This is a genomic window from Agrobacterium sp. GD03872, from assembly GCF_029840625.1.
Lineage (GTDB): Bacteria > Pseudomonadota > Alphaproteobacteria > Rhizobiales > Rhizobiaceae > Agrobacterium > Agrobacterium fabrum_A.
This window is the reverse complement of record NZ_JAOCCY010000003.1, coordinates 204,358-223,092: the sequence shown is the minus strand read 5'-3', so window position 1 is coordinate 223,092 and position 18,735 is coordinate 204,358. Positions and strand designations below refer to the sequence as shown.

General features: G+C 60.2%; 15 protein-coding genes and 1 tRNA gene. 13 read left to right on the top strand and 3 right to left on the bottom strand.

Translation table 11 applies throughout. The features are described from left to right. Window positions 1-58 precede the first annotated feature (58 nt). Window positions 59-1,333, top strand: coding sequence for a YcbK family protein (locus N5D22_RS08605; protein WP_279657165.1), 1,275 nt, complete (start codon window positions 59-61; stop codon window positions 1,331-1,333). A gap of 211 nt (window positions 1,334-1,544) precedes the next feature. Here the strand turns inward: N5D22_RS08605 and N5D22_RS08600 are convergent, their stop codons facing one another. Further along, window positions 1,545-2,855: an O-antigen ligase gene (locus tag N5D22_RS08600; RefSeq protein ID WP_279657166.1), complete on the bottom strand. Its 1,311-nt coding sequence runs from the start codon at window positions 2,853-2,855 to the stop codon at window positions 1,545-1,547. 514 nt (window positions 2,856-3,369) lie between these two features. Between N5D22_RS08600 and uppZ the strand changes: the two genes are divergently transcribed. Further along, window positions 3,370-4,350: a polysaccharide biosynthesis acyltransferase UppZ gene (uppZ, locus tag N5D22_RS08595; RefSeq protein ID WP_279657167.1), complete on the top strand. Its 981-nt coding sequence runs from the start codon at window positions 3,370-3,372 to the stop codon at window positions 4,348-4,350. A 238-nt stretch (window positions 4,351-4,588) separates the two neighbouring features. Here the strand turns inward: uppZ and N5D22_RS08590 are convergent. Continuing rightward, window positions 4,589-4,664: transfer RNA gene (locus tag N5D22_RS08590), tRNA-Lys, on the bottom strand. A gap of 282 nt (window positions 4,665-4,946) precedes the next feature. On the opposite strand from N5D22_RS08590, the gene N5D22_RS08585 reads away from it, so the two are divergent. Further along, entirely contained in the window at window positions 4,947-5,693 is a 747-nt protein-coding gene (locus tag N5D22_RS08585; RefSeq protein ID WP_003507996.1) for a cytochrome c biogenesis CcdA family protein, read from the top strand. Between the two features lie 34 nt (window positions 5,694-5,727). Further along, window positions 5,728-6,666, top strand: a complete 939-nt coding sequence (locus tag N5D22_RS08580) for an AEC family transporter (RefSeq protein ID WP_279657168.1) — start codon at window positions 5,728-5,730, stop codon at window positions 6,664-6,666. Here N5D22_RS08580 and N5D22_RS08575 read toward each other — a convergent pair. Further along, entirely contained in the window at window positions 6,650-7,858 is a 1,209-nt protein-coding gene (locus N5D22_RS08575; protein WP_279657169.1) for a UbiH/UbiF family hydroxylase, read from the bottom strand. The two genes, N5D22_RS08580 and N5D22_RS08575, sit on opposite strands and share 17 nt — an antisense overlap. A 210-nt stretch (window positions 7,859-8,068) precedes the next feature. Here N5D22_RS08575 and pcsA point away from each other — a divergent pair, with 210 nt between their 5' ends. From pcsA to N5D22_RS08530, 9 genes are all read left to right on the top strand, one after another. Next, a complete protein-coding gene (gene pcsA / locus N5D22_RS08570) occupies window positions 8,069-8,794 on the top strand; it encodes a phosphatidylcholine synthase (RefSeq protein WP_279657170.1) in 726 nt (241 codons plus the stop codon). Window positions 8,795-9,005: 211 nt separating this feature from the next. After that, on the top strand, window positions 9,006-10,565 hold the full coding sequence (locus N5D22_RS08565) for an ABC transporter ATP-binding protein (protein WP_279657308.1): 1,560 nt from the start codon (window positions 9,006-9,008) through the stop codon (window positions 10,563-10,565). Next, on the top strand, window positions 10,555-11,646 hold the full coding sequence (locus N5D22_RS08560; protein ID WP_279657171.1) for an ABC transporter permease: 1,092 nt from the start codon (window positions 10,555-10,557) through the stop codon (window positions 11,644-11,646). The genes N5D22_RS08565 and N5D22_RS08560 overlap by 11 nt, the downstream gene beginning before the upstream one ends. Then, window positions 11,646-12,566, top strand: coding sequence for an ABC transporter permease (locus N5D22_RS08555; protein ID WP_279657172.1), 921 nt, complete (start codon window positions 11,646-11,648; stop codon window positions 12,564-12,566). Before N5D22_RS08560 ends, N5D22_RS08555 begins: the two co-directional genes overlap by 1 nt. Window positions 12,567-12,601: 35 nt before the next feature. After that, window positions 12,602-13,675 (top strand): BMP family ABC transporter substrate-binding protein, encoded by a 1,074-nt coding sequence (locus N5D22_RS08550; protein ID WP_279657173.1) that lies wholly within the window; start codon window positions 12,602-12,604, stop codon window positions 13,673-13,675. Between the two features lie 213 nt (window positions 13,676-13,888). Continuing rightward, complete coding sequence (locus N5D22_RS08545; RefSeq protein ID WP_279657309.1) at window positions 13,889-14,626, top strand: FadR/GntR family transcriptional regulator; 738 nt, start codon at window positions 13,889-13,891, stop codon at window positions 14,624-14,626. A gap of 209 nt (window positions 14,627-14,835) precedes the next feature. Beyond that, window positions 14,836-16,197: a bifunctional UDP-N-acetylglucosamine diphosphorylase/glucosamine-1-phosphate N-acetyltransferase GlmU gene (glmU, locus tag N5D22_RS08540; RefSeq protein WP_279657174.1), complete on the top strand. Its 1,362-nt coding sequence runs from the start codon at window positions 14,836-14,838 to the stop codon at window positions 16,195-16,197. Between the two features lie 204 nt (window positions 16,198-16,401). Then, window positions 16,402-18,228 (top strand): glutamine--fructose-6-phosphate transaminase (isomerizing), encoded by a 1,827-nt coding sequence (gene glmS / locus N5D22_RS08535; protein ID WP_279657175.1) that lies wholly within the window; start codon window positions 16,402-16,404, stop codon window positions 18,226-18,228. After that, window positions 18,225-18,728: an N-acetyltransferase gene (locus tag N5D22_RS08530; RefSeq protein WP_279657176.1), complete on the top strand. Its 504-nt coding sequence runs from the start codon at window positions 18,225-18,227 to the stop codon at window positions 18,726-18,728. Before glmS ends, N5D22_RS08530 begins: the two co-directional genes overlap by 4 nt. Window positions 18,729-18,735: the final 7 nt, after the last annotated feature.

Genomic DNA, 18,735 nt, shown 5'->3' with positions numbered 1-18,735 from the left:
GAAGCACACGATTCCGTTCCCGTGCTGCCGTTGGAAATGCAAGATACGGAGGCCACTCATGAAAACTGTCGAGAGCGCGAAGGGACGTCTTGTCCGTCAGCGTCTTGTCGTCGCGGTTTCGCTGCTCGGGCTTTCCGGATGCGTTTCGGCGGTGACCGACGATGAGATGGCCGCCAGTACCAAGAAGCCGGAAATTGCCGCACAACAGACGCCGCAAACCGCCGCTTCGGCCGCGGCCACTCCCGCGGCCGGTGCGCAGCCGGGGCAATATGTGGATCCGGCCGTGGCATCTGCGGCCGGAGCGGCGACGCCCGCCCAGCCGCAGGCGTCGGGCGGCCCGGCGCAGGCCTATGGCGCCGCCCCCGATATCGGTGGCTTGACGACGCAGCCGACAGCGATTTCCGCCGGGACAACCAGCATCTATTCCACCGCATCCGCAGCCGTGCCCGCCGGTGCGGCGGGGGCGCCAGGCACGGCCGCCGCCACGGGTGCTCCTTCCCAGAAAATCATTCCCGCCGTCAGCAGCGTCTATTCGGCGCCGGTGCAGGCGGCGCAACCTCAGCCTCAGCCAATCTCCGCGCCTGTCCAGGCTCCGGCGACCGCTCAGGCGCCGGTGGAACAGCGCAGTGAAAATCGTCAGCCTGCCGCCGTTCCTGTGCCGCAGCCGGAGCAGGTCGCTGCTGCGCAGCCTGCAATCAACGCCGGGGCGACGGGCGAGGGGCAGGAGAGTGAAGGCAAAGGTGTGACGCTCGCGGCGTTTTTCGCCGGCGCGGCCAAGAAGCGGCTGCCGAAGATGATTGAAAGCGGCACTGCGGGCAAAACGCAGGTCGCCGCCTTGCCCGGAGCCGCGGACGGGACGATGGGCATTGCGCTTTCCGGCCGCTCGATGATGTCCGACGAATTCGATGACGCCCATCTCGATGAAGAGGATGACCAGCCGACCGGCCTGATGAAGCTCGCTTCGCTCTCGGGCCTCACCCGCGTCTCTCCGAACGGGCTTTTCCTGCAGACGGACCGCGTCGAAGTTGGCTGCTTCAAGCCGGAACTGGTGCGGATGATCAAGGATGTGGAGCGCCACTATAACAGCCCTGCGATCGTCACCTCGGGCTATCGTCCGCCGAAGGGCATAAGGCAGGGCTCCAAGCACTATACCTGCGATGCCGCCGATATCCAGATCAAGGGCGTCTCCAAATGGGAACTCGCCACCTATCTGCGTTCCCTGCCGGAACGCGGTGGCGTCGGCACCTATTGCCACACCGAATCGGTCCATATGGACACGGGTGAGCCAAGAGACTGGAACTGGCGCTGCCGCCGTACCGCTCCGCGCAAATGATCTCCCGGTCGGGCTTGCCGGAATATTAGACCCGGCGCTGCCCGCTTAATTTTCGCTGCCGTCTCAAAATGCATTCAGCCTCGTGGAAGAGGCGGCCCGGCGGCGGATGGAGCAGGGCGGCCAGCCTATTGGCCGGGCGATTGGCAGGTTAACCCGCAGGGCAGCGGATCGTAGCGGGTGCGGTATCGCCTGTCCGCATCACACCAGGGGTTCAGGCCGGTTCCGGTTTCCCCTTGGGGCGCTCTTCGTCCTCGACGAGGCCGGCATTCGCCTGCAGATGCAGGCCGATCACGGCAACGATAAAGAAAAACCAGATAAAACCGGCGCTCAGCAGGACGATCGTTTCCAGAAATGCGTAAAAGAGCACGTAAAGCCAGACGCCGACATAAAGCCGTGTCAGCGGGCTCTTGCGCGTCGTCTCATCCATTTTGCCAAGATAATGAAGCGGCAGAAGATAAATCCACACCAGCACCAGCACCAGGCCGGGCACGCCGCCCGCAAGCACAAGGTCGAAATAGCCATTATGCGCAGCCGGAGCGGTCGCCGCCCAACTGTTGCTTTCAATGAAACTCGACATCAGGGCATCACTGCGCCAGAAGGCCTGATAACCGTATCCGAGGATCGGTCTCTCACGCATATAATCTATGGCGATGGTCCAGATATCGGTTCTGCCCGTGAAGCTGGCGTCGATCCCCATGCGGGTCAGCATCTGCGAAAACACCGGATCGACTGTGGTGCCGACGACCACGACGGCGAAAACCACCATCAGCAGCGTCACGACCGTGTAGCGCCATCGGGGCCAGCGCACGATGAACCAGCCCGTGCCAATGATGATAGGCATCAGCCCAAGCGCCGTCTTGCCGCCCGACTTGACCAGAAAGATCAGCGACAGGATGAGAACCATCAGCCCTCCGAAAAAGGACCAGCGTTTGCAAAGGTAGATTCCGATGATGATCAGCACCGACATGATCGAGGCGGCTTCATTCTTGTGATTGAAGACGCCGCGCCAGTTGCCTGCGAGAAACGGCTCCAGCGCGTCGCTGGCCTGGTGAATTGACCGTGCGGGTAAAGCGACGATACCGAAATAACACAGGAACAGGATAAGCCACACGCAGGCGGCCAGCATCGTGGTGAAATGCCTTTCCGTGCGCGGCAATTGCAGAAAGCAGCTGGCAAGGACGGAGATGATGGCGCACATGGCGAGCCGCCGCAATGAAAACGTCGGTGCTTGCCCGACTATCGAGGTGAAGGCATACCAGCCGAAGATCGCCGTCATCAGCAGACGTGGTGTGAAGACGAGCGAGAACGAGCGTTCCTTCGCCATGAAAGTCACGAAACAGAAAAGCAGGGTGATTGCGGTTAGCTGATTGACCAGGTTGGAGCCGGCCGCCATGGCCGACCCCTGATAGGTCGACGAGAGCGAGACATAGGGCAAGAAGCCGACCGTGAAGTAGAAGAACGTCACATAAAACAATATGTCCCGCCAGTAGCCACGCCCCTGTTCTTCGTGCACTGCATCCATAAGGGGTTGTTCTCTTCCTGTTTCCATGGCTGCGCAGACGGTGTCCGAACTTATCCCGATTACATGAATATCCTGCAGAAATGCTATTTTTTAGTTATATGTAATGCACGGAATGATAGTGATCCGTTGTCGGGAATATCGGGATTTTACGCTGGAGCAGGGTCATTCAATGTTCCGTTCTACTTCGTTCTGAACCCGTCGGCGGGAGGGGTCCGGCCGGGATACCAGATCCTGAAGACTATGCCGACACTATCAAAATCGACGATGTCGCGGCATATAAATGTCCGTGAACAGGATGGTTACGCAATGGCATATGCGATGGTTGTTTCCAGGGCGAATATCTATGGCCGGCGGGTTCGTCAGATTTTAAGTATTTTTTGAACATATACATCATCAATCCTTGCAAGCATCGTAATTAGGGTAATTCCGTGACTTTTTCGATATGGTGTGACCCGCCGCCTCCGTCTGTATTCGAGGCGAAGGACGTGAACGGCTGAGGACTTCAGGAGCGGCAATGCAAAAGGTTTATTCCATCCAGTTTCTGCGGGCGCTCGCGGCGTTTTCGGTCCTGCTGTTTCATATAATCGGCGAACCATTTACGATTGGAGCGGCGGGCGTGGATGTCTTTTTTGTCATCTCCGGCCTTATCATGGGATCCTTCGCAACGACGGTGGGGCCGGGAGCGTTTTTATATCACCGGCTGGTCCGTATCGTGCCCCTATACTGGGCTGTGACCCTGGTAATGTGCGCCGGTGCAATGGCGGGCGTTTTTTCCACCTTCACCTTCACCCTCGAACATCTATGGAAATCGCTGCTTTTTGTTCCATATGCCGGAGACAACGGTGAGGTGGTTCCCCTGCTGGTCGTGGGCTGGACGCTCAATATGGAAATGTTCTTCTATATTGTCTTTGCGCTCGGGCTTGCTCTGCGCGCGCCGCTGGCCGTAACGGTCGGCATCCTGTCCGTCATGGCGATTCTGGGGCAGGTTTTCGACTGGCAATCCCCCTTCATGCAGACCTGGACATCGCCGCTTTTGCTGGAGTTCCTTGGTGGTCTGCTGCTGTCGCGCTTTATGTTTCAGGGAATGCAGGCGGGTATCGCAGCACTTGTCGTGGCATTGACGGGTTTCGTTGCTGCGGCTCTGATAAGCGAGCAATCCGGAATGTTACGCCTGATGACGTGGGGCGTGCCTGCCTTTTTCCTTGTGGCGGGATGCGTGTGGCTTGAGAATGCCGGGTTCTGGCCCAGACGCTTGTTGAAGCCCGTCGAGATTGTCGGGGATTCCTCCTATGCGCTTTATCTTCTGCACGGCCTGGTGATTTCGATCGTCCATAAGCTTCTGGCGCCCGGATTTCTTTCCGGGATTGTCATCGTCATCGTTGCATTGACCGTGTCGGTCCTTGCGCATTTCCTGTTCGAAAGGCCGTTGATCAAGCTTTTCAGACGCAAGGAGGGGAGCAGGCAGCGCCGGCAAGAGGCCGTGGCGGCGCGCTGAGGCGAGGTTCGGCCGCCGTAAACATGGAGGCCGGATTTTTTTCGCTCAGGTCCAATGTGTGACAAGAAGGATTTCGAGGTCTGCGCGGAGGATGCCTTCCTTTGCCCGCACGGCCGCAGCTCCGGATACCAGCCTTCGGCAGATGGGAGATCATCTCACCTCTCAGACCATGGAAGACAGGTGCAGGGATGATTTGCCTGAAATCAGGCCGGCTTTATTGTTAAATGATTGATTTTTGTGGTGAGAGCGCAGGGATTCGAACCCTGGACCTACTGATTAAAAGTCAGTTGCTCTACCGGCTGAGCTACGCTCTCCCATGTCGGGGCTTGGCTGCCCTTCGGAAGTGCGCGGAACATAGGTAGAGCGATCCGTTCGGTCAACCCAAAAAAAGCTGTTTCGACAATCAATCCGGTTTTTTTTGTCGCACCCCCGAAAAGGTGATTGGAGAGAGAAGGCGGCTGGGGATAAAACCGGCTTCAGGCGTGTCGGCCAGAGGGGTGAAATCCTTTTGCGGCAATGACATGCACGAAAATGAAGCGTGAAGCGGCGGCGAATCCGGAGAATCGCGGCGGCTTTGCGGGATGCGGAGTTCTTTCTTGTCGATTGCCGATATTTCCCTGTTCAGCGCGCTTCTGGCCGGCGCTCTCTCGTTTCTGTCGCCCTGCGTTCTGCCGCTGGTGCCGCCTTATCTCTGTTATATGGCGGGTGTTTCGGTCGAGCAGTTCAGGACGGAAGATACCGCGCCGCGGCCGGAGATTCGCAGGGCCGTGCTGTTTTCGGCCTTCTTCTTCACGCTCGGTTTCGCCACTGTTTTCGTGGCGCTGGGGGCCGGCGCCTCGACGATCGGCACGCTTCTGCGCCAGAATCTCGACATTCTCGCCAAGATCGGCGGTTTCATCATCATCCTCATGGGCCTGAATTTCCTCGGCGTGTTCCGCATCGGCCTGTTTTCGCGCGAGGCGCGGTTTCAGGGGGCGGGCAAACCTGCCACCCTGTCCGGGGCCTATGTCATGGGCCTTGCCTTCGCCTTCGGCTGGACGCCCTGCATCGGTCCGGTTCTGGGGGCGATCCTTGGCGTCGCCGCCGCACGCGATACGGTGGGCGACGGTGCGGCGCTGCTTGCGGTCTATTCGCTCGGCCTTGCGGTGCCGTTCTGGATTGCGGCCGCCTTCTCCGGTTCCTTCATGCGTTTCCTCGTCCGTTTCCGCCGCCATCTCGGCCTCGTGGAAAAGCTGCTGGGCGTGTTGCTGGTGCTGACCGGTCTCGCCTTCATGTCCGGTTTTATCACCAATGTGGCGATCTGGTTCCAGGAGACCTTTCCGATCCTGATGAAAATCGGCTAAGCCTGCCGCGGAGATTACTGGCAGGGGAATGATCGTGGCCGATATCGTCGGATTGCTGTTGCCGTTTTTCGGCCTGATCCTCATCGGTTACGGTGCGGCGCGGATCACGAAGCAGCCCGTCGAGGCGATGGGCTGGCTGAACACTTTCATCATCTATGCCGCGCTGCCGGCGCTGTTTTTCAAGCTTGTCTCGAAAACGCCGGTGGAAGAACTGGCGCGGATGGATTTCGTCGCCGCCAGCCTTGCCTGCACCTATGGCATTTTCCTCCTTGTGTTCCTGATCGGCCGGTTCGTGCGGAAAAACAGCCTCGCCGAAACGACCATCCAGAGCTTCGCGGCGAGCTACGGCAATATCGGCTATATGGGGCCGGGCCTTGCGCTTCTGGCGCTTGGCGAGAAGGCGGCGGTGCCGGTAGCGCTGATCGTCTGTCTGGAAAATGCCGCGCATTTCATTGTCGCCCCGGCGATGATGGCGGTTGCAGGCGGTGACAAACGCTCCCCGGCGAAGCTTGCGCTGGATGTGGCGCGCAAGGTCATCACCCATCCCTTCATCGTGTCGGTGATCGCCGGCTTTCTGGCAGCCTCGCTGTCATGGCAGCCGCCGGAGGCGGTGCAGCGGCTGGTGGATTATCTGGCGCAATCGGCGGCGCCCTGCGCTCTCTTCGCCATGGGCGTGACGCTGGCGCTTCGGCCGATGAAGCGGGTGCCGGTGGAAATCAGTTACATCGTGCCGGCAAAGTTGATCCTGCATCCGCTCGCCGCTTATCTCGTGCTCTCTTCGCTCGGGCGGTTCGAGCCGGTGTGGATCTATTCGGCCGTGCTTTTGGCCGCGCTGCCGACCGCGACGAATGTCTTCGTCATCGGCCAGCAATATCATGTCTGGCAGGAGCGGGCGTCGGCGACGATTCTCATCTCGACCGTGCTGTCGGTCCTCACGTTGACCGGCGTGGTGTATTTCATCCAGCCTTTTTGAAGCTGCCGAACAGCAGCGAGGGCAGGGCCTTCAGCCCACGACCGGGCTCGATGCCTTCGCGCATGACCATGCTTCTGAGCGTGCCGATGCCGGAAAGTACGTGCAGGCCCGCCGCGCGCGCCATCTGCACCGGCAGGAGGTCGGAAAGCAGAGAGCGGTTCAGGAGATCGACGCTCAGCGTGCGGCTGTAGACATCCGCCCGCCGCCTGCGGTCGAAGCTGCTGCCGGCATCGGCGGCAATCGGCCGGTCGGAGACGGCGCTCAGCAATTCCGTCAGGGCGATGATGTCGCGCAGGCTGAGGTTCAGCCCCTGCGCGCCGATGGGCGGAAAACCATGTGCAGCCTCGCCGATCAGGGCCACGCGGCCCTTGCCGAAACGATGCGCCGTCATGGAAGAGAGCGGCCATGCCTGCACGCTGTCTTCGACGGTGACGGCTCCGAGCATGGATTGCATGCGCTCCTCGATCCGGAGGCCGAGCGCCGCAAGCGGCAGCGCCGTCAATTCCTCCGCCTGTTGCGGGGTGACGACCCAGACGAGGCTGGAGCGGTTTCCGGGCAGGGGAACCTGCGTGAAAGGGCCGGTGGGGGTGTGGAATTCCGTCGAGACATTGCCATGCGACCGGCTATGGCCGAAGTTCAGGACAATGGCCGTCTGCGGATAGGACCAGGATTTGACGCCGATGCCGGCGGCATCCCGCACCATCGATTTGCGGCCATCCGCACCGATGAGGAAATCGGCGGAGAGCGTCTCGCCGTCCGCAAGCGTCACCGTCACGCGGTCGTTGCCGATGTCGATCGTCTCGGCGGAGGTGTCGAGGCGAGTAATATTGTGTTCCTGCCCGACCGCTTCGCTCAGAACGCCGAGCAAAGCCTCGTTGGGGATGTTCCAGCCAAAGGCGTCGAGCCCGATTTCGGAGGAACGGAACTGCACGGTGGGCGCACGCAGCAGGCGGTCGGTGCCGTCGATGATCTGCATGGTGGAAAGGCGTGCGGCCGAAGGCGCGATGCGCGACCACAGGCCGAGACGATCCATGAAACGGATGGACTGGTCCATCAGCGCCGTGGTGCGCTGGTCCTTCCTGTCGCTGGAAGGTGCGACGAGCGCCACGTGGCGGCCCGCCCGCGCCAGCGCGATGGCCGCGATCTGGCCCGCAAGTCCCGCACCTGTTATGGCGATATCGAAGTGTCTCATGGTCCTGATCCGTTCTTATCTGCAAGACATCATAAAGGCTTTGCGCGGGTAAATCCACTTCGGCTGCGGAACATCCGGTTGTGAAGATTCGTTGGTTGCCCTGCCATATTAGTCCTAGGATAAGCGGATTGGGCCGGTTGCAAAGCGTGGTGAATGGCCGCATACCGGAATGAACAGGGCGGATGAAAAAACGGGGCGCAGACGCTGACCATGAAAATTTTCAACTACAAGCGTGTTCCCTACGCGGAAATCCGCGCCTTTTCCGTTCATATTCTGACGGCGTCGGGGTCGTTCCTGGCTTTTCTCGGGGTCGTCGCCGCTTCCGAACACCGCTTTGTCGACATGTTCTGGTGGCTGGGACTTGCGCTTCTGGTGGATGGCATAGACGGTCCCATCGCCCGCAAGGTCCGGGTGAAGGAAGTTCTGCCCAACTGGTCCGGCGATACGCTCGACAACATCATCGACTACGTGACCTACGTGCTCCTGCCCGCCTTTGCACTGTACCAGAGCGGCATGATCGGTGAACCATGGTCCTTCGTCGCCGCCGGCATGATCGTGGTGTCCAGCGCCATCTATTATGCCGATATGGGCATGAAGACGGATGAATATTTCTTCTCGGGTTTTCCCGTCGTGTGGAACATGGTGATCTTTACCCTGTTCGTGATGGATGCAAGCGCGACCACGGCCATGATCGTGGTGACGGTTTCGGTGTTCCTGACATTTCTGCCGATCAATTTCCTGCATCCGGTGCGGGTGAAGCGGCTGCGGCCGCTCAATCTCTTTGTGGTGTTCATCTGGTGTACGCTTGGCGGCTACGCGCTGCTGATGCATTTCCAGACGCCGACATGGGCGGTAATCGGCTTCTTGGCGAGTGGCATCTACCTCTATTGCATTGGCGGAATTCTGCAGTTTTTCCCGTCACTCGGCGCGAAATGATGAAAAGATAAAGCTGTTTATTGTTTGTGCAAATTGCATTTAAGCAGCGTCTTTTTCAGTTGTGCGCAGCAGCAAAACAGTTATCAATACATCATGATGGCGCAGCATTGCATACGACTTGCGGCGCGATTGGGAACAATTACCACGGCTGTTGAAACGCCTCGCAGAAGGTACGGATGGCCGGTGAGAGAGGGAACTCGTGACTGGAACTTTGGCGCCGGAGGCCACGCCTCTCCTGTCGGTTCGCAAGCTGACCAAGCTGTTCGGCAATTTCGCCGCCTGCAACGGCATCGATCTCGATATTGCGCCGGGCGAAATCCATGCGCTTCTGGGGGAAAACGGCGCGGGCAAATCCACGCTCGTCAAGATGCTGTTCGGTGTCCTTTCTCCGACCGAGGGTGATATCGTCTGGCAGGGCCGGCCGGTTTCCGTCGGTTCGCCAAGCGAGGCCCGAAGCCTCGGCATCGGCATGGTCTTCCAGCATTTTTCCCTGTTCGAGGCGCTGACGGTCGCCGAAAACATAGCCCTCTCGCTCGATCCGAAAATTTCGCTGAAGGAAATCGCCAGGGAGGCGGAAACGCTGTCGCGCGCCTATGGCCTGCCGCTCGATCCTTATGCGCATGTGGCCGATCTTTCTGTTGGCGAGCGCCAGCGGATCGAGATTGTCCGCGCCCTGCTGCAGAACCCGCGTCTCATCATTCTCGACGAGCCGACCTCGGTTTTGACGCCGCAGGAGGCCGACAAGCTGTTCGAGACGCTGGAAAAGCTGAAGGCCGAAGGCCGTTCCGTGCTTTATATCAGCCATCGTCTTGAAGAGGTGCAGCGCATCTGCGATCGCGCCACCGTCCTGCGCCACGGCAAGGTGACGGGCGCCTGCGATCCGCGCAAGGAAACGCCCGCATCTCTGGCGCGCATGATGGTCGGCAGCGATGTCGCAAGCGTTTCGCGGGCAACGGGCGAAGTGCTCGGCGCGCCGCAGATTGAGGTCATGGGGCTTTCGGTTGCGCCGCGCACGCCATTTGCGGTAGCGCTGAAATCGATTTCGATGAACGTGCGCGCCGGCGAGGTACTGGCGATTGCCGGTGTGGCCGGCAACGGGCAGGGCGAGCTGTTCGATGCGCTCTCAGGCGAATATCCCGTTTATAATAACGACGCCATCCATCTGCGCGGCAAGCCGGTCGGCCGTATCGGCATCAATGGCCGGCGGCTGATGGGTGCAGGTTTCGTTCCCGAGGAGCGCCACGGCCACGCTGCCGTTCCCGGCATGAGCCTTTCCGACAATCTGCTCCTGGCGCGGGCGCGTTCCGACCGCAAGGCGTTTCTGACCGGCGGTTTCCTGCGCATCGTCAGGGGGTCGGCCATCAGGGCGGCGGCGCGGCGCATTTCGGAAACCATGGATGTCCGTAAGAGCGGTGCCGATCCGCTTGCGGGATCGCTGTCCGGCGGCAACCTGCAGAAATTTATCGTCGGGCGCGAGCTCGACCGCCAGCCGGCCGTGCTTGTTGTCAACCAGCCGACCTGGGGCGTGGATGCCGGTGCGGCAAGCCGCATCCGCCAGGCGCTTGTCGATCTTGCCAAGGCTGGCTCGGCCGTTATCGTCATCAGCCAGGATCTCGATGAAATCTTCGAGGTCGCCACCAATATCGCTGTCATTTCCGATGGTAAGCTTTCCGAGGCCCATCCGGTGGAGGAGATGACGCTGGAAAAGATCGGCCTTTTGATGGGCGGCATTCACACGTCACATTCGGGAGCCGCCCAGCATGCGCATTGAGCTTGAAAAACGCGCAGGGGTCTCGAAGCTTTTCACCCTGCTGTCGCCGCTTCTGGCGCTGGTGCTGACGCTGCTGGTCGGCGCCGTCATGTTCGCCATGCTCGGCAAGAACCCGGCCCATGCGCTTTACGCCTTTTTTGTCGAGCCGCTGCTGGAGGTCTGGTCGCTGCATGAACTGGCGATCAAGGCCGCACCGCTGATCCTGATCGGCGTTGGCCTTTCCATCTGTTATCGCTCCAATAACTGGAATATCGGCGCGGAAGGGCAATTCACCATCGGCGCGATCACCGGTTCCATCCTGCCGGTTCTTTATCCCGACTGGCATTCGCCGCTCATCCTGCCGCTGATGATGGTGATGGGCGCTGTCGGCGGCGCGCTTTATGCCGGTATTCCGGCGCTGTTGAAGACGAAGTTCAACACCAATGAAATCCTCGTCAGCCTGATGCTGGTTTATGTCGCGCAGCTTTTCCTCGACTGGTTGACGCGCGGCATCTGGCGCGATCCGGGCGGTTACAACTTCCCGCAGACCAAGCCTTTCAACGATAGCGCCGTGCTGCCGGAAATGCTGGCGTCCGGCCGGGCGCATTGGGGTTTCGTGTTCGCCATCGTCGCGGCCATCGCGCTGTGGTTCATGATGCGCTACATGCTCAAGGGCTTCGAGGTCACCGTGCTCGGCCAATCGGCGCGGGCAGGGCGCTTCGCCGGTTTCTCCTCCAGCCGCATGGTGTGGTTTTCACTGTTGCTTTCCGGCGCGCTGGCCGGGCTTGCGGGCATTTCGGAGGCTTCCGGTTCCATCGGCCATCTCCAGCCCAGCATTTCGCCGGGTTACGGCTTTACCGCCATCATCGTCGCTTTTCTCGGCCGTCTCAATCCGCTCGGCATCATTCTGTCAGGGCTGGTGCTGGCGCTGACCTATCTCGGTGGCGAGGCGGCGCAGCTTTCGATTGGTGTGTCGGACAAGGTGACACGCGTGTTTCAGGGGTTGATGCTGTTCTTCGTATTGTCCTGCGATACGCTGATCTTTTACCGCATCAGGGTCGTCTTCACCGGCAAGGCGCATAACAAGCAGGGAGCGGCATGATGGATATGCTTCAGGCCATCCTCCTCACCGTCATCACCGCCGCCACGCCGCTTGTGATCGCCGCTTCTGGCGAGCTTGTGGCGGAGCGTTCGGGCGTCCTCAATCTCGGCGTCGAGGGCATGATGATCATGGGCGCGGTCTGCGCCTTCGCCGCCGCGCATATGACGGGTTCTCCCTATCTCGGCATTCTGGCCGGCATTGCTTCCGGCGCAGTATTTTCGCTGCTGTTCGGTTTCCTGACGCTGACGCTCGTCACCAACCAGGTGGCGACGGGTCTTGCGCTTACCATTCTCGGCCTCGGCGTCTCCGGCATGCTGGGGGAAAGTTTCGTCGGCCTGCCGGGCATCAAGCTGCAACCCATCGTCTTTCCGCTGCTGTCGGACATCCCCTTCATCGGGCCGCTGCTGTTCCGGCAGGACCTGATCTTCTACATGTCCATCGCGCTGGTCTTCGGCATCAGCTGGTTCTTGTTCAAAAGCCGCACGGGCCTGAAAATCCGCGCCATCGGCGATAATCACGCCTCAGCCCATGCGCTTGGCATCAATGTCATTCGCACGCGGTATCTGGCGGTCATGTTCGGCGGCGCCTGCGCCGGTCTTGCGGGTGCGCAACTGTCGCTAGTCTATACGCCGCAATGGGTGGAGAACATGTCGGCCGGGCGCGGCTGGATTGCGCTGGCGCTCGTCGTCTTCGCCTCATGGCGTCCATGGCGGCTTTTGGCCGGCGGTTATCTGTTCGGCGCCGTCACCATCGGGCAGTTGCATGCGCAGGCATTCGGTATCGGCGTGCCGTCGCAGCTGCTTTCGGCGCTACCTTACCTTGCAACTATTGTCGTGCTGGTCATCATCTCGCATAATCGCCGCACGACCTTGATCAATACACCGGCATCGCTGGGCAAATCCTTCGTGCCGGACAGGTGAAGAAGTCTCAAGTCTCCAAACCAACAGGGGTAAAAATGAAAAAACTGGTCATCGCACTTGCCGCCTCCGTCGCGGCGCTCGGCGGCGTCGTTTCCTCGGCGGAAGCCGCCGACGCCAAGAAGGTCTGCTTCATCTATGTCGGTTCAAAGACCGACGGCGGCTGGACGCAGGCGCATGATATCGGCCGCCAGGAACTGCAGGCGCATTTCGGCGACAAGATCGAAACGCCGTTCCTCGAAAGCGTGCCGGAAGGCCCGGATGCCGAACGCGCCATCGAGCGCATGGCTCGCTCGGGCTGTGAGCTGGTGTTCACCACCTCCTTCGGCTTCATGGATGCGACCGTGAAGGTCGCCCAGAAGTTCCCCAAGGTGAAGTTCGAGCACGCCACCGGCTTCAAGACCGCTGAAAACGTCGCGACCTATAATTCGCGCTTCTATGAAGGCCGTTATATTCAGGGCCAGATTGCCGCGAAGATGTCGCAGAAGGGTCTTGCCGGTTACATCGCTTCCTTCCCGATCCCGGAAGTGGTGATGGGCATCGACGCCTTCGTTCTCGGCGCGCAGTCGGTCAATCCGGACTTCAAGGTCAAGGTCGTCTGGGCCAATACCTGGTTCGACCCCGGCAAGGAAGCCGATGCCGCCAAGGCGCTGATCGACCAGGGCGTCGATATCCTGACGCAGCACACCGACACCACCGCGCCGATGCAGGTTGCAGCTGAGCGCGGCATCAAGGCCTTCGGTCAGGCCTCCGACATGATCGCCGCCGGCCCGCAGACGCAGCTGACCGCCATCAAGGACACCTGGGGCGCCTATTACATCAAGCGCACACAGGCTCTTCTCGATGGCACCTGGAAGTCCGAATCCGTCTGGGACGGCCTGAAGGACGGCATCCTGACCATGGCGCCCTACACCAACATGCCTGACGACGTGAAGAAGATGGCCGAGGACACCGAAGCCAAGATCAAGTCGGGCGAGCTGCACCCCTTCACCGGCCCGGTGAAGAAGCAGGACGGTTCGGAATGGCTGAAGGCTGGCGAGAAGGCGGAAGACAAGGTTCTGCTCGGCCTCAACTTCTATGTTGCCGGCGTGGACGATAAGCTGCCGCAATAATGCGGATTATTTACCGTTACTGAAGCAAGGCCGCACATGTGTCATGTGCGGCCTTGCTTATTTTCATGCGTTTTACTGCATGGATGAAGTTTGCCTTTGCTTTTCACGCAACTTGATGTTTTTCACTATAATGTGACGTGAGATACACACGTCTGGCGCGATTTTTTCCGAAGTCGCCAACCGAACGGAAGGACATGGCACTTGCAGCGCGGAATGCTCGATGCGGCGATCGGTTTTCGAAAGCTGCGGACAAATCATGCACAGGTCGTTCACAAGCTCGGTCTCGATATCGTCTCCGGCACTTTCAGGACGGGTGACATCCTGCCCGGTGATGCCGAGCTGATGGAGCGTCTGAAAGTATCCCGCACCGTGCTGCGCGAAGCGATGAAGACGCTGACGGCCAAGGGCATGATTTCCCCCAAGGCGCGTATCGGCACCCGGGTGACGGAGCGCGAAAGCTGGAACATGTTCGACAGCGAGGTGCTGCTCTGGCATTTCGAGGCGGGTGTCAGCGATGAATTCCTGCTGCATCTTTACGACATCCGTCAGGCTTTCGAGCCCTATGGCGCGGGGCTTGCCGCCATCAGGGCAAAGGATACCGATATCGCAAGGCTTGCGGCTTACGCCAATGAGATGGGCAATACCGCCTATTCCAAGGAAAAGCGGGCGCTGGCGGACATGAATTTCCATGTCCTCATCACCGAAATGTCCGGCAACCCGTTCATGCGCACCGTCGGTGCGCTGATAAAGGCGGCGCTGGCGGGCATTTTCCGGATGAGTAATCCGGAAGCCGATCCCAATGAGATTTCCGACGTCTCCGCCTCGCATCTGCGGCTGGTCGAGGCGTTCCGCCTGCACGACGAGGCCGGTGCCCGCCGCGAGATGGAAAGGCTGATTGAAAACGGCCGCCAGCAGATATTGCAATTCACTGCCCGCAATCCCCGCAAATAGGTCACACCATCCTCCCGCCGATCACGTTAGATGAAAATCGGTGCGGAAATTTGGTGCGGTTTTGCATGGTTTCTTAAGCGGGCCGCCGTTATAGCAATGCCGGAACAGAGTTACCGATGCGCCTTTCCGCTTCGCCGGGTGGCGTGAAGTCAAACATATGCCATTGTCCCATCCGCCCCCGCGGCGGCTGGCAGGGTGTCGGAGGTCTTATGGAGCGCAGCTCTCTAGCCGTTATTCTCGCAGCGGGCGACAGCACGCGGATGAAGTCGTCGAAATCCAAGGTGCTGCATCCGGTTGCCGGGCGTCCGATGATCGCACATGTGGTGGAGGCGGTGGCTGGATCGGGTGTCGGCACGGTGGCGCTCGTCGTCGGGCGCGATGCCGACAATGTTACTGCGGCCGCCAGCCTGCCGGGCCTCGAGGTCGAAGCCTTTCTTCAGACGGAACGCAGGGGCACCGGCCATGCCGTGCTTGCTGCCCGTGCCGCCATCGAGCGCGGTTTCGACGACCTGATCGTTGCTTATGGCGACGTGCCGCTCATCACCTCGGCGACGCTCGACCGGGCGCGGGAGGCGATTGCTTCCGGCGCCGACGTTGCCGTGATCGGTTTCCATACCGATCGACCCACGGGATATGGCCGGTTGCTGGTCGAAAATGGCGAGCTGGTGGCGATCCGCGAGGAAAAGGACGCCACCGACGAAGAGCGCAAGGTGACCTGGTGCAATAGCGGCCTGATGGCGATCAATGGCCGCAACGCGCTGGACCTGCTCGGCCGGATTGGCAACGCCAATGTAAAGGGCGAATATTATCTGACCGACGTGGTCGAAATCGCCCGTTCGCTCGGCCGCCGCGCCGTTGCCATCGACGCGCCGGAAAACGAGCTGGTCGGCTGCAACAACCGCGCCGAACTGGCCTTTATCGAAAAGCTCTGGCAGGAACGCCGCCGTCATGAATTGATGGTGGATGGCGTCTCGATGATTGCGCCCGAAACCGTCTTCCTCTCCTTCGATACGAAGATCGGGCAGGATGCGCTGATCGAACCCAATGTCGTCTTCGGTCCCGGTGTGACCATCGCGCCTGGCGCGGTGATCCATGCCTTCTCGCATCTGGAAGGCGCGCATGTCGCCGAAGGTGCGACTGTCGGTCCCTATGCGCGGCTGCGGCCGGGTGCGAACCTGCATGCCAATGCCAAGGTCGGCAATTTCTGCGAGGTCAAGAAGGCCGAGATCGGCGAGGGCGCCAAGGTCAATCATCTGACCTATATCGGCGATGCTGTCGTTGGCGCCGGCAGCAATATCGGCGCGGGCACCATTACCTGCAATTATGACGGCTACAATAAGTTCGAAACGCGGATCGGCGCGAACAGCTTCGTCGGCTCCAACTCGTCGCTGGTCGCGCCCGTGACGATTGGAGACGGGGCCTATATTGCTTCCGGCAGTGTGATTACCGACGATGTGCCCGCCGATGCGCTGGCCTTTGGGCGTGCGCGCCAGGAGGTGAAGCCGGGCCGGGCAGCCGTGGTGCGCGAGCGGGCCAAGGCGCTGAAAGAAGCCAAGAAAAAATCGTCCTGACGGACGTTACCAAGCGATACTGAAAGTGACCGGCGGCACAATTGCCGATTTCAGATAAACGGTTAAAGCATTTCCAGTAAAACTGCGTAGCGGTTTTACATCCGGAAATGCGTCAGAACAAAAAGCTAGGGTATTTTCGCATTTCAGGCAAAGGCGGAAATACTCTGATGGTTTCGGCGAAGAGATCGCCGTCTGGAGAAATATATGTGCGGAATTGTCGGAATTGTCGGAACCCAACCCGTTGCTGAACGGCTTGTCGATGCACTGAAGCGTCTCGAATATCGCGGTTACGATTCGGCTGGTGTCGCCACCATCGACAATGGCGCGATGGATCGCCGCCGGGCGGAAGGCAAGCTGTTCAATTTGGAAAAGCTGGTTTCGGAAAAGCCGCTGCCGGGCGTCGTCGGCATTGCGCATACGCGCTGGGCGACCCATGGCGTGCCGAATGAGACGAATGCCCACCCGCATTTCGTTGAGGGCGTGGCTGTCGTCCATAACGGCATCATCGAGAACTTTGCCGAATTGCGCGACGAATTGACCGCCGAGGGCGCCACCTTCACCACCCAGACGGATACTGAAGTGGTGGCGCAGCTTCTGGCGAAATATACCCGCGAAGGTCTTGGCCATCGCGAGGCGATGCTGAAGATGCTGAACCGCGTCACGGGCGCCTATGCGCTGGTCGTCATGTTCCAGGACGACCCCGGCACGCTGCTTTCGGCGCGCTCCGGTCCGCCGCTCGCCGTCGGTTATGGACGCGGCGAAATGTTTCTCGGTTCGGATGCCATCGCGCTGTCGCCCTTCACCAACGAGATCACCTATCTGGTGGATGGCGACTGCGCCATCGTGACCCGGCAGGGCGCCGAGATCATCGATTTTTCCGGCAAGCCGGTGAAGCGCGAGCGGCAGATCTCGCAGGCGACGGCCTATGTGGTCGACAAGGGCAACCACCGCCACTTCATGGAAAAGGAAATCTATGAGCAGCCGGAAGTCATTTCCCATGCGCTCAGCCATTATGTGGATTTCGCTTCCAGGACCGTGAAGCAGGCTGATAAGGCCATCGATTTCGCCAAGCTTTCCGGGCTTGCCATTTCCGCCTGCGGCACGGCCTATCTCTCCGGCCTGATCGGCAAATACTGGTTCGAGCGTTATGCCCGCCTGCCGGTGGAAATCGACGTCGCCTCGGAGTTCCGTTACCGCGAGATCCCGCTTGTTCCCACGCAGGCCGCATTGTTCATTTCGCAATCGGGTGAAACCGCCGATACGCTGGCGGCCCTGCGTTATTGCCAGCAGGAGGGGCTGAAGATCGGCGCGGTGGTCAATACGCGTGAATCGACCATGGCGCGTGAATCGGATGCGATCTTCCCGATCTTGGCCGGTCCGGAAATCGGGGTGGCCTCCACCAAGGCTTTCACCTGCCAGCTTGCCGTGCTCGCCTCACTTGCCGTCGCGGCCGGAAAAGCACGCGGCACAATCACGCCTCAGCAGGAAACCGAACTGGTTCGCCACCTGATCGAGATGCCGCGCATCATGAGCAAGGTTCTCAACAGCATCCAACCGCAGATCGAGGCGCTGTCGCGCGATCTCTCCCGTTTCAAGGACGTGCTTTATCTCGGCCGCGGCACCAGCTTCCCGCTGGCGCTGGAAGGCGCGCTGAAGCTCAAGGAAATCTCCTATATCCACGCCGAAGGTTATGCCGCCGGCGAGCTGAAGCATGGGCCTATCGCGCTGATCGACGAGAACATGCCCGTCATCGTCATTGCACCGCATGACCGCTTCTTCGAAAAGACCGTCTCGAACATGCAGGAAGTCGCCGCGCGCGGCGGCCGCATCATCTTCATCACCGACGAGAAGGGCGCTGCCGCCTCCAAGCTCGACACCATGGCGACGATCACCCTGCCAAATGTCGATGAATTGATCGCGCCGATGGTCTTTTCGCTGCCGATCCAGCTGCTTGCCTATCATACCGCTGTCTTCATGGGCACGGATGTGGACCAGCCGCGCAATCTGGCGAAATCGGTGACGGTGGAATGATCATCCGGCCGGAGCGGCAGGGCGACGAAGAGGCGATTGCCCGCGTTACGGAAGATGCCTTCCGTAACGTCGATTACAGCGACAAGACGGAACATCTGATCGTCGAGCGATTGCGCAGGGCGGGTGCGCTCACCGTTTCACTGGTTGCGGAGGACAGCGACGGCATCATCGGCCATGTCGGCTTTTCACCGGTGAGGCTCACCAGCGGCGAGACCGGCTGGTTCTGCCTCGCGCCGCTTTCGGTGACACCGGAGCGACAGGGGCAGGGCGTCGGTTCAGGACTGGTGCGGGACGGGCTCGCCGTTCTGGAGCGTCTGAATGCTTCGGGCGTGGTTGTCGCGGGCGATCCGGACTATTATGGCCGCTTCGGTTTTCGCCATGTCGAAGGGGTGAGCGCCGCAGGGATTCCTGACGAATATTTCACAGTTCTTCGCTTGCATGGTGGAACTCCATCCGGCATTGTCGGTTTTCATCCGGGTTTCGATGGCGACAACGCTTAATTCCGAA

What these genes read in the sequence shown, in the direction of transcription:
- N5D22_RS08560 (WP_279657171.1), top strand. Translation starts at nt 10,555, where the DNA reads ATGCGCATTGAGCTTGAAAAACGCGCAGGGGTCTCGAAGCTTTTCACC.
- N5D22_RS08550 (WP_279657173.1), top strand. Translation starts at nt 12,602, where the DNA reads ATGAAAAAACTGGTCATCGCACTTGCCGCCTCCGTCGCGGCGCTCGGC.
- N5D22_RS08530 (WP_279657176.1), top strand. Translation starts at nt 18,225, where the DNA reads ATGATCATCCGGCCGGAGCGGCAGGGCGACGAAGAGGCGATTGCCCGC.
- glmU (WP_279657174.1), top strand. Translation starts at nt 14,836, where the DNA reads ATGGAGCGCAGCTCTCTAGCCGTTATTCTCGCAGCGGGCGACAGCACG.
- uppZ (WP_279657167.1), top strand. Translation starts at nt 3,370, where the DNA reads ATGCAAAAGGTTTATTCCATCCAGTTTCTGCGGGCGCTCGCGGCGTTT.
- pcsA (WP_279657170.1), top strand. Translation starts at nt 8,069, where the DNA reads ATGAAAATTTTCAACTACAAGCGTGTTCCCTACGCGGAAATCCGCGCC.
- N5D22_RS08575 (WP_279657169.1), bottom strand. Translation starts at nt 7,858, where the DNA reads ATGAGACACTTCGATATCGCCATAACAGGTGCGGGACTTGCGGGCCAG.
- N5D22_RS08555 (WP_279657172.1), top strand. Translation starts at nt 11,646, where the DNA reads ATGGATATGCTTCAGGCCATCCTCCTCACCGTCATCACCGCCGCCACG.
- glmS (WP_279657175.1), top strand. Translation starts at nt 16,402, where the DNA reads ATGTGCGGAATTGTCGGAATTGTCGGAACCCAACCCGTTGCTGAACGG.
- N5D22_RS08600 (WP_279657166.1), bottom strand. Translation starts at nt 2,855, where the DNA reads ATGGATGCAGTGCACGAAGAACAGGGGCGTGGCTACTGGCGGGACATA.
- N5D22_RS08605 (WP_279657165.1), top strand. Translation starts at nt 59, where the DNA reads ATGAAAACTGTCGAGAGCGCGAAGGGACGTCTTGTCCGTCAGCGTCTT.
- N5D22_RS08545 (WP_279657309.1), top strand. Translation starts at nt 13,889, where the DNA reads ATGCTCGATGCGGCGATCGGTTTTCGAAAGCTGCGGACAAATCATGCA.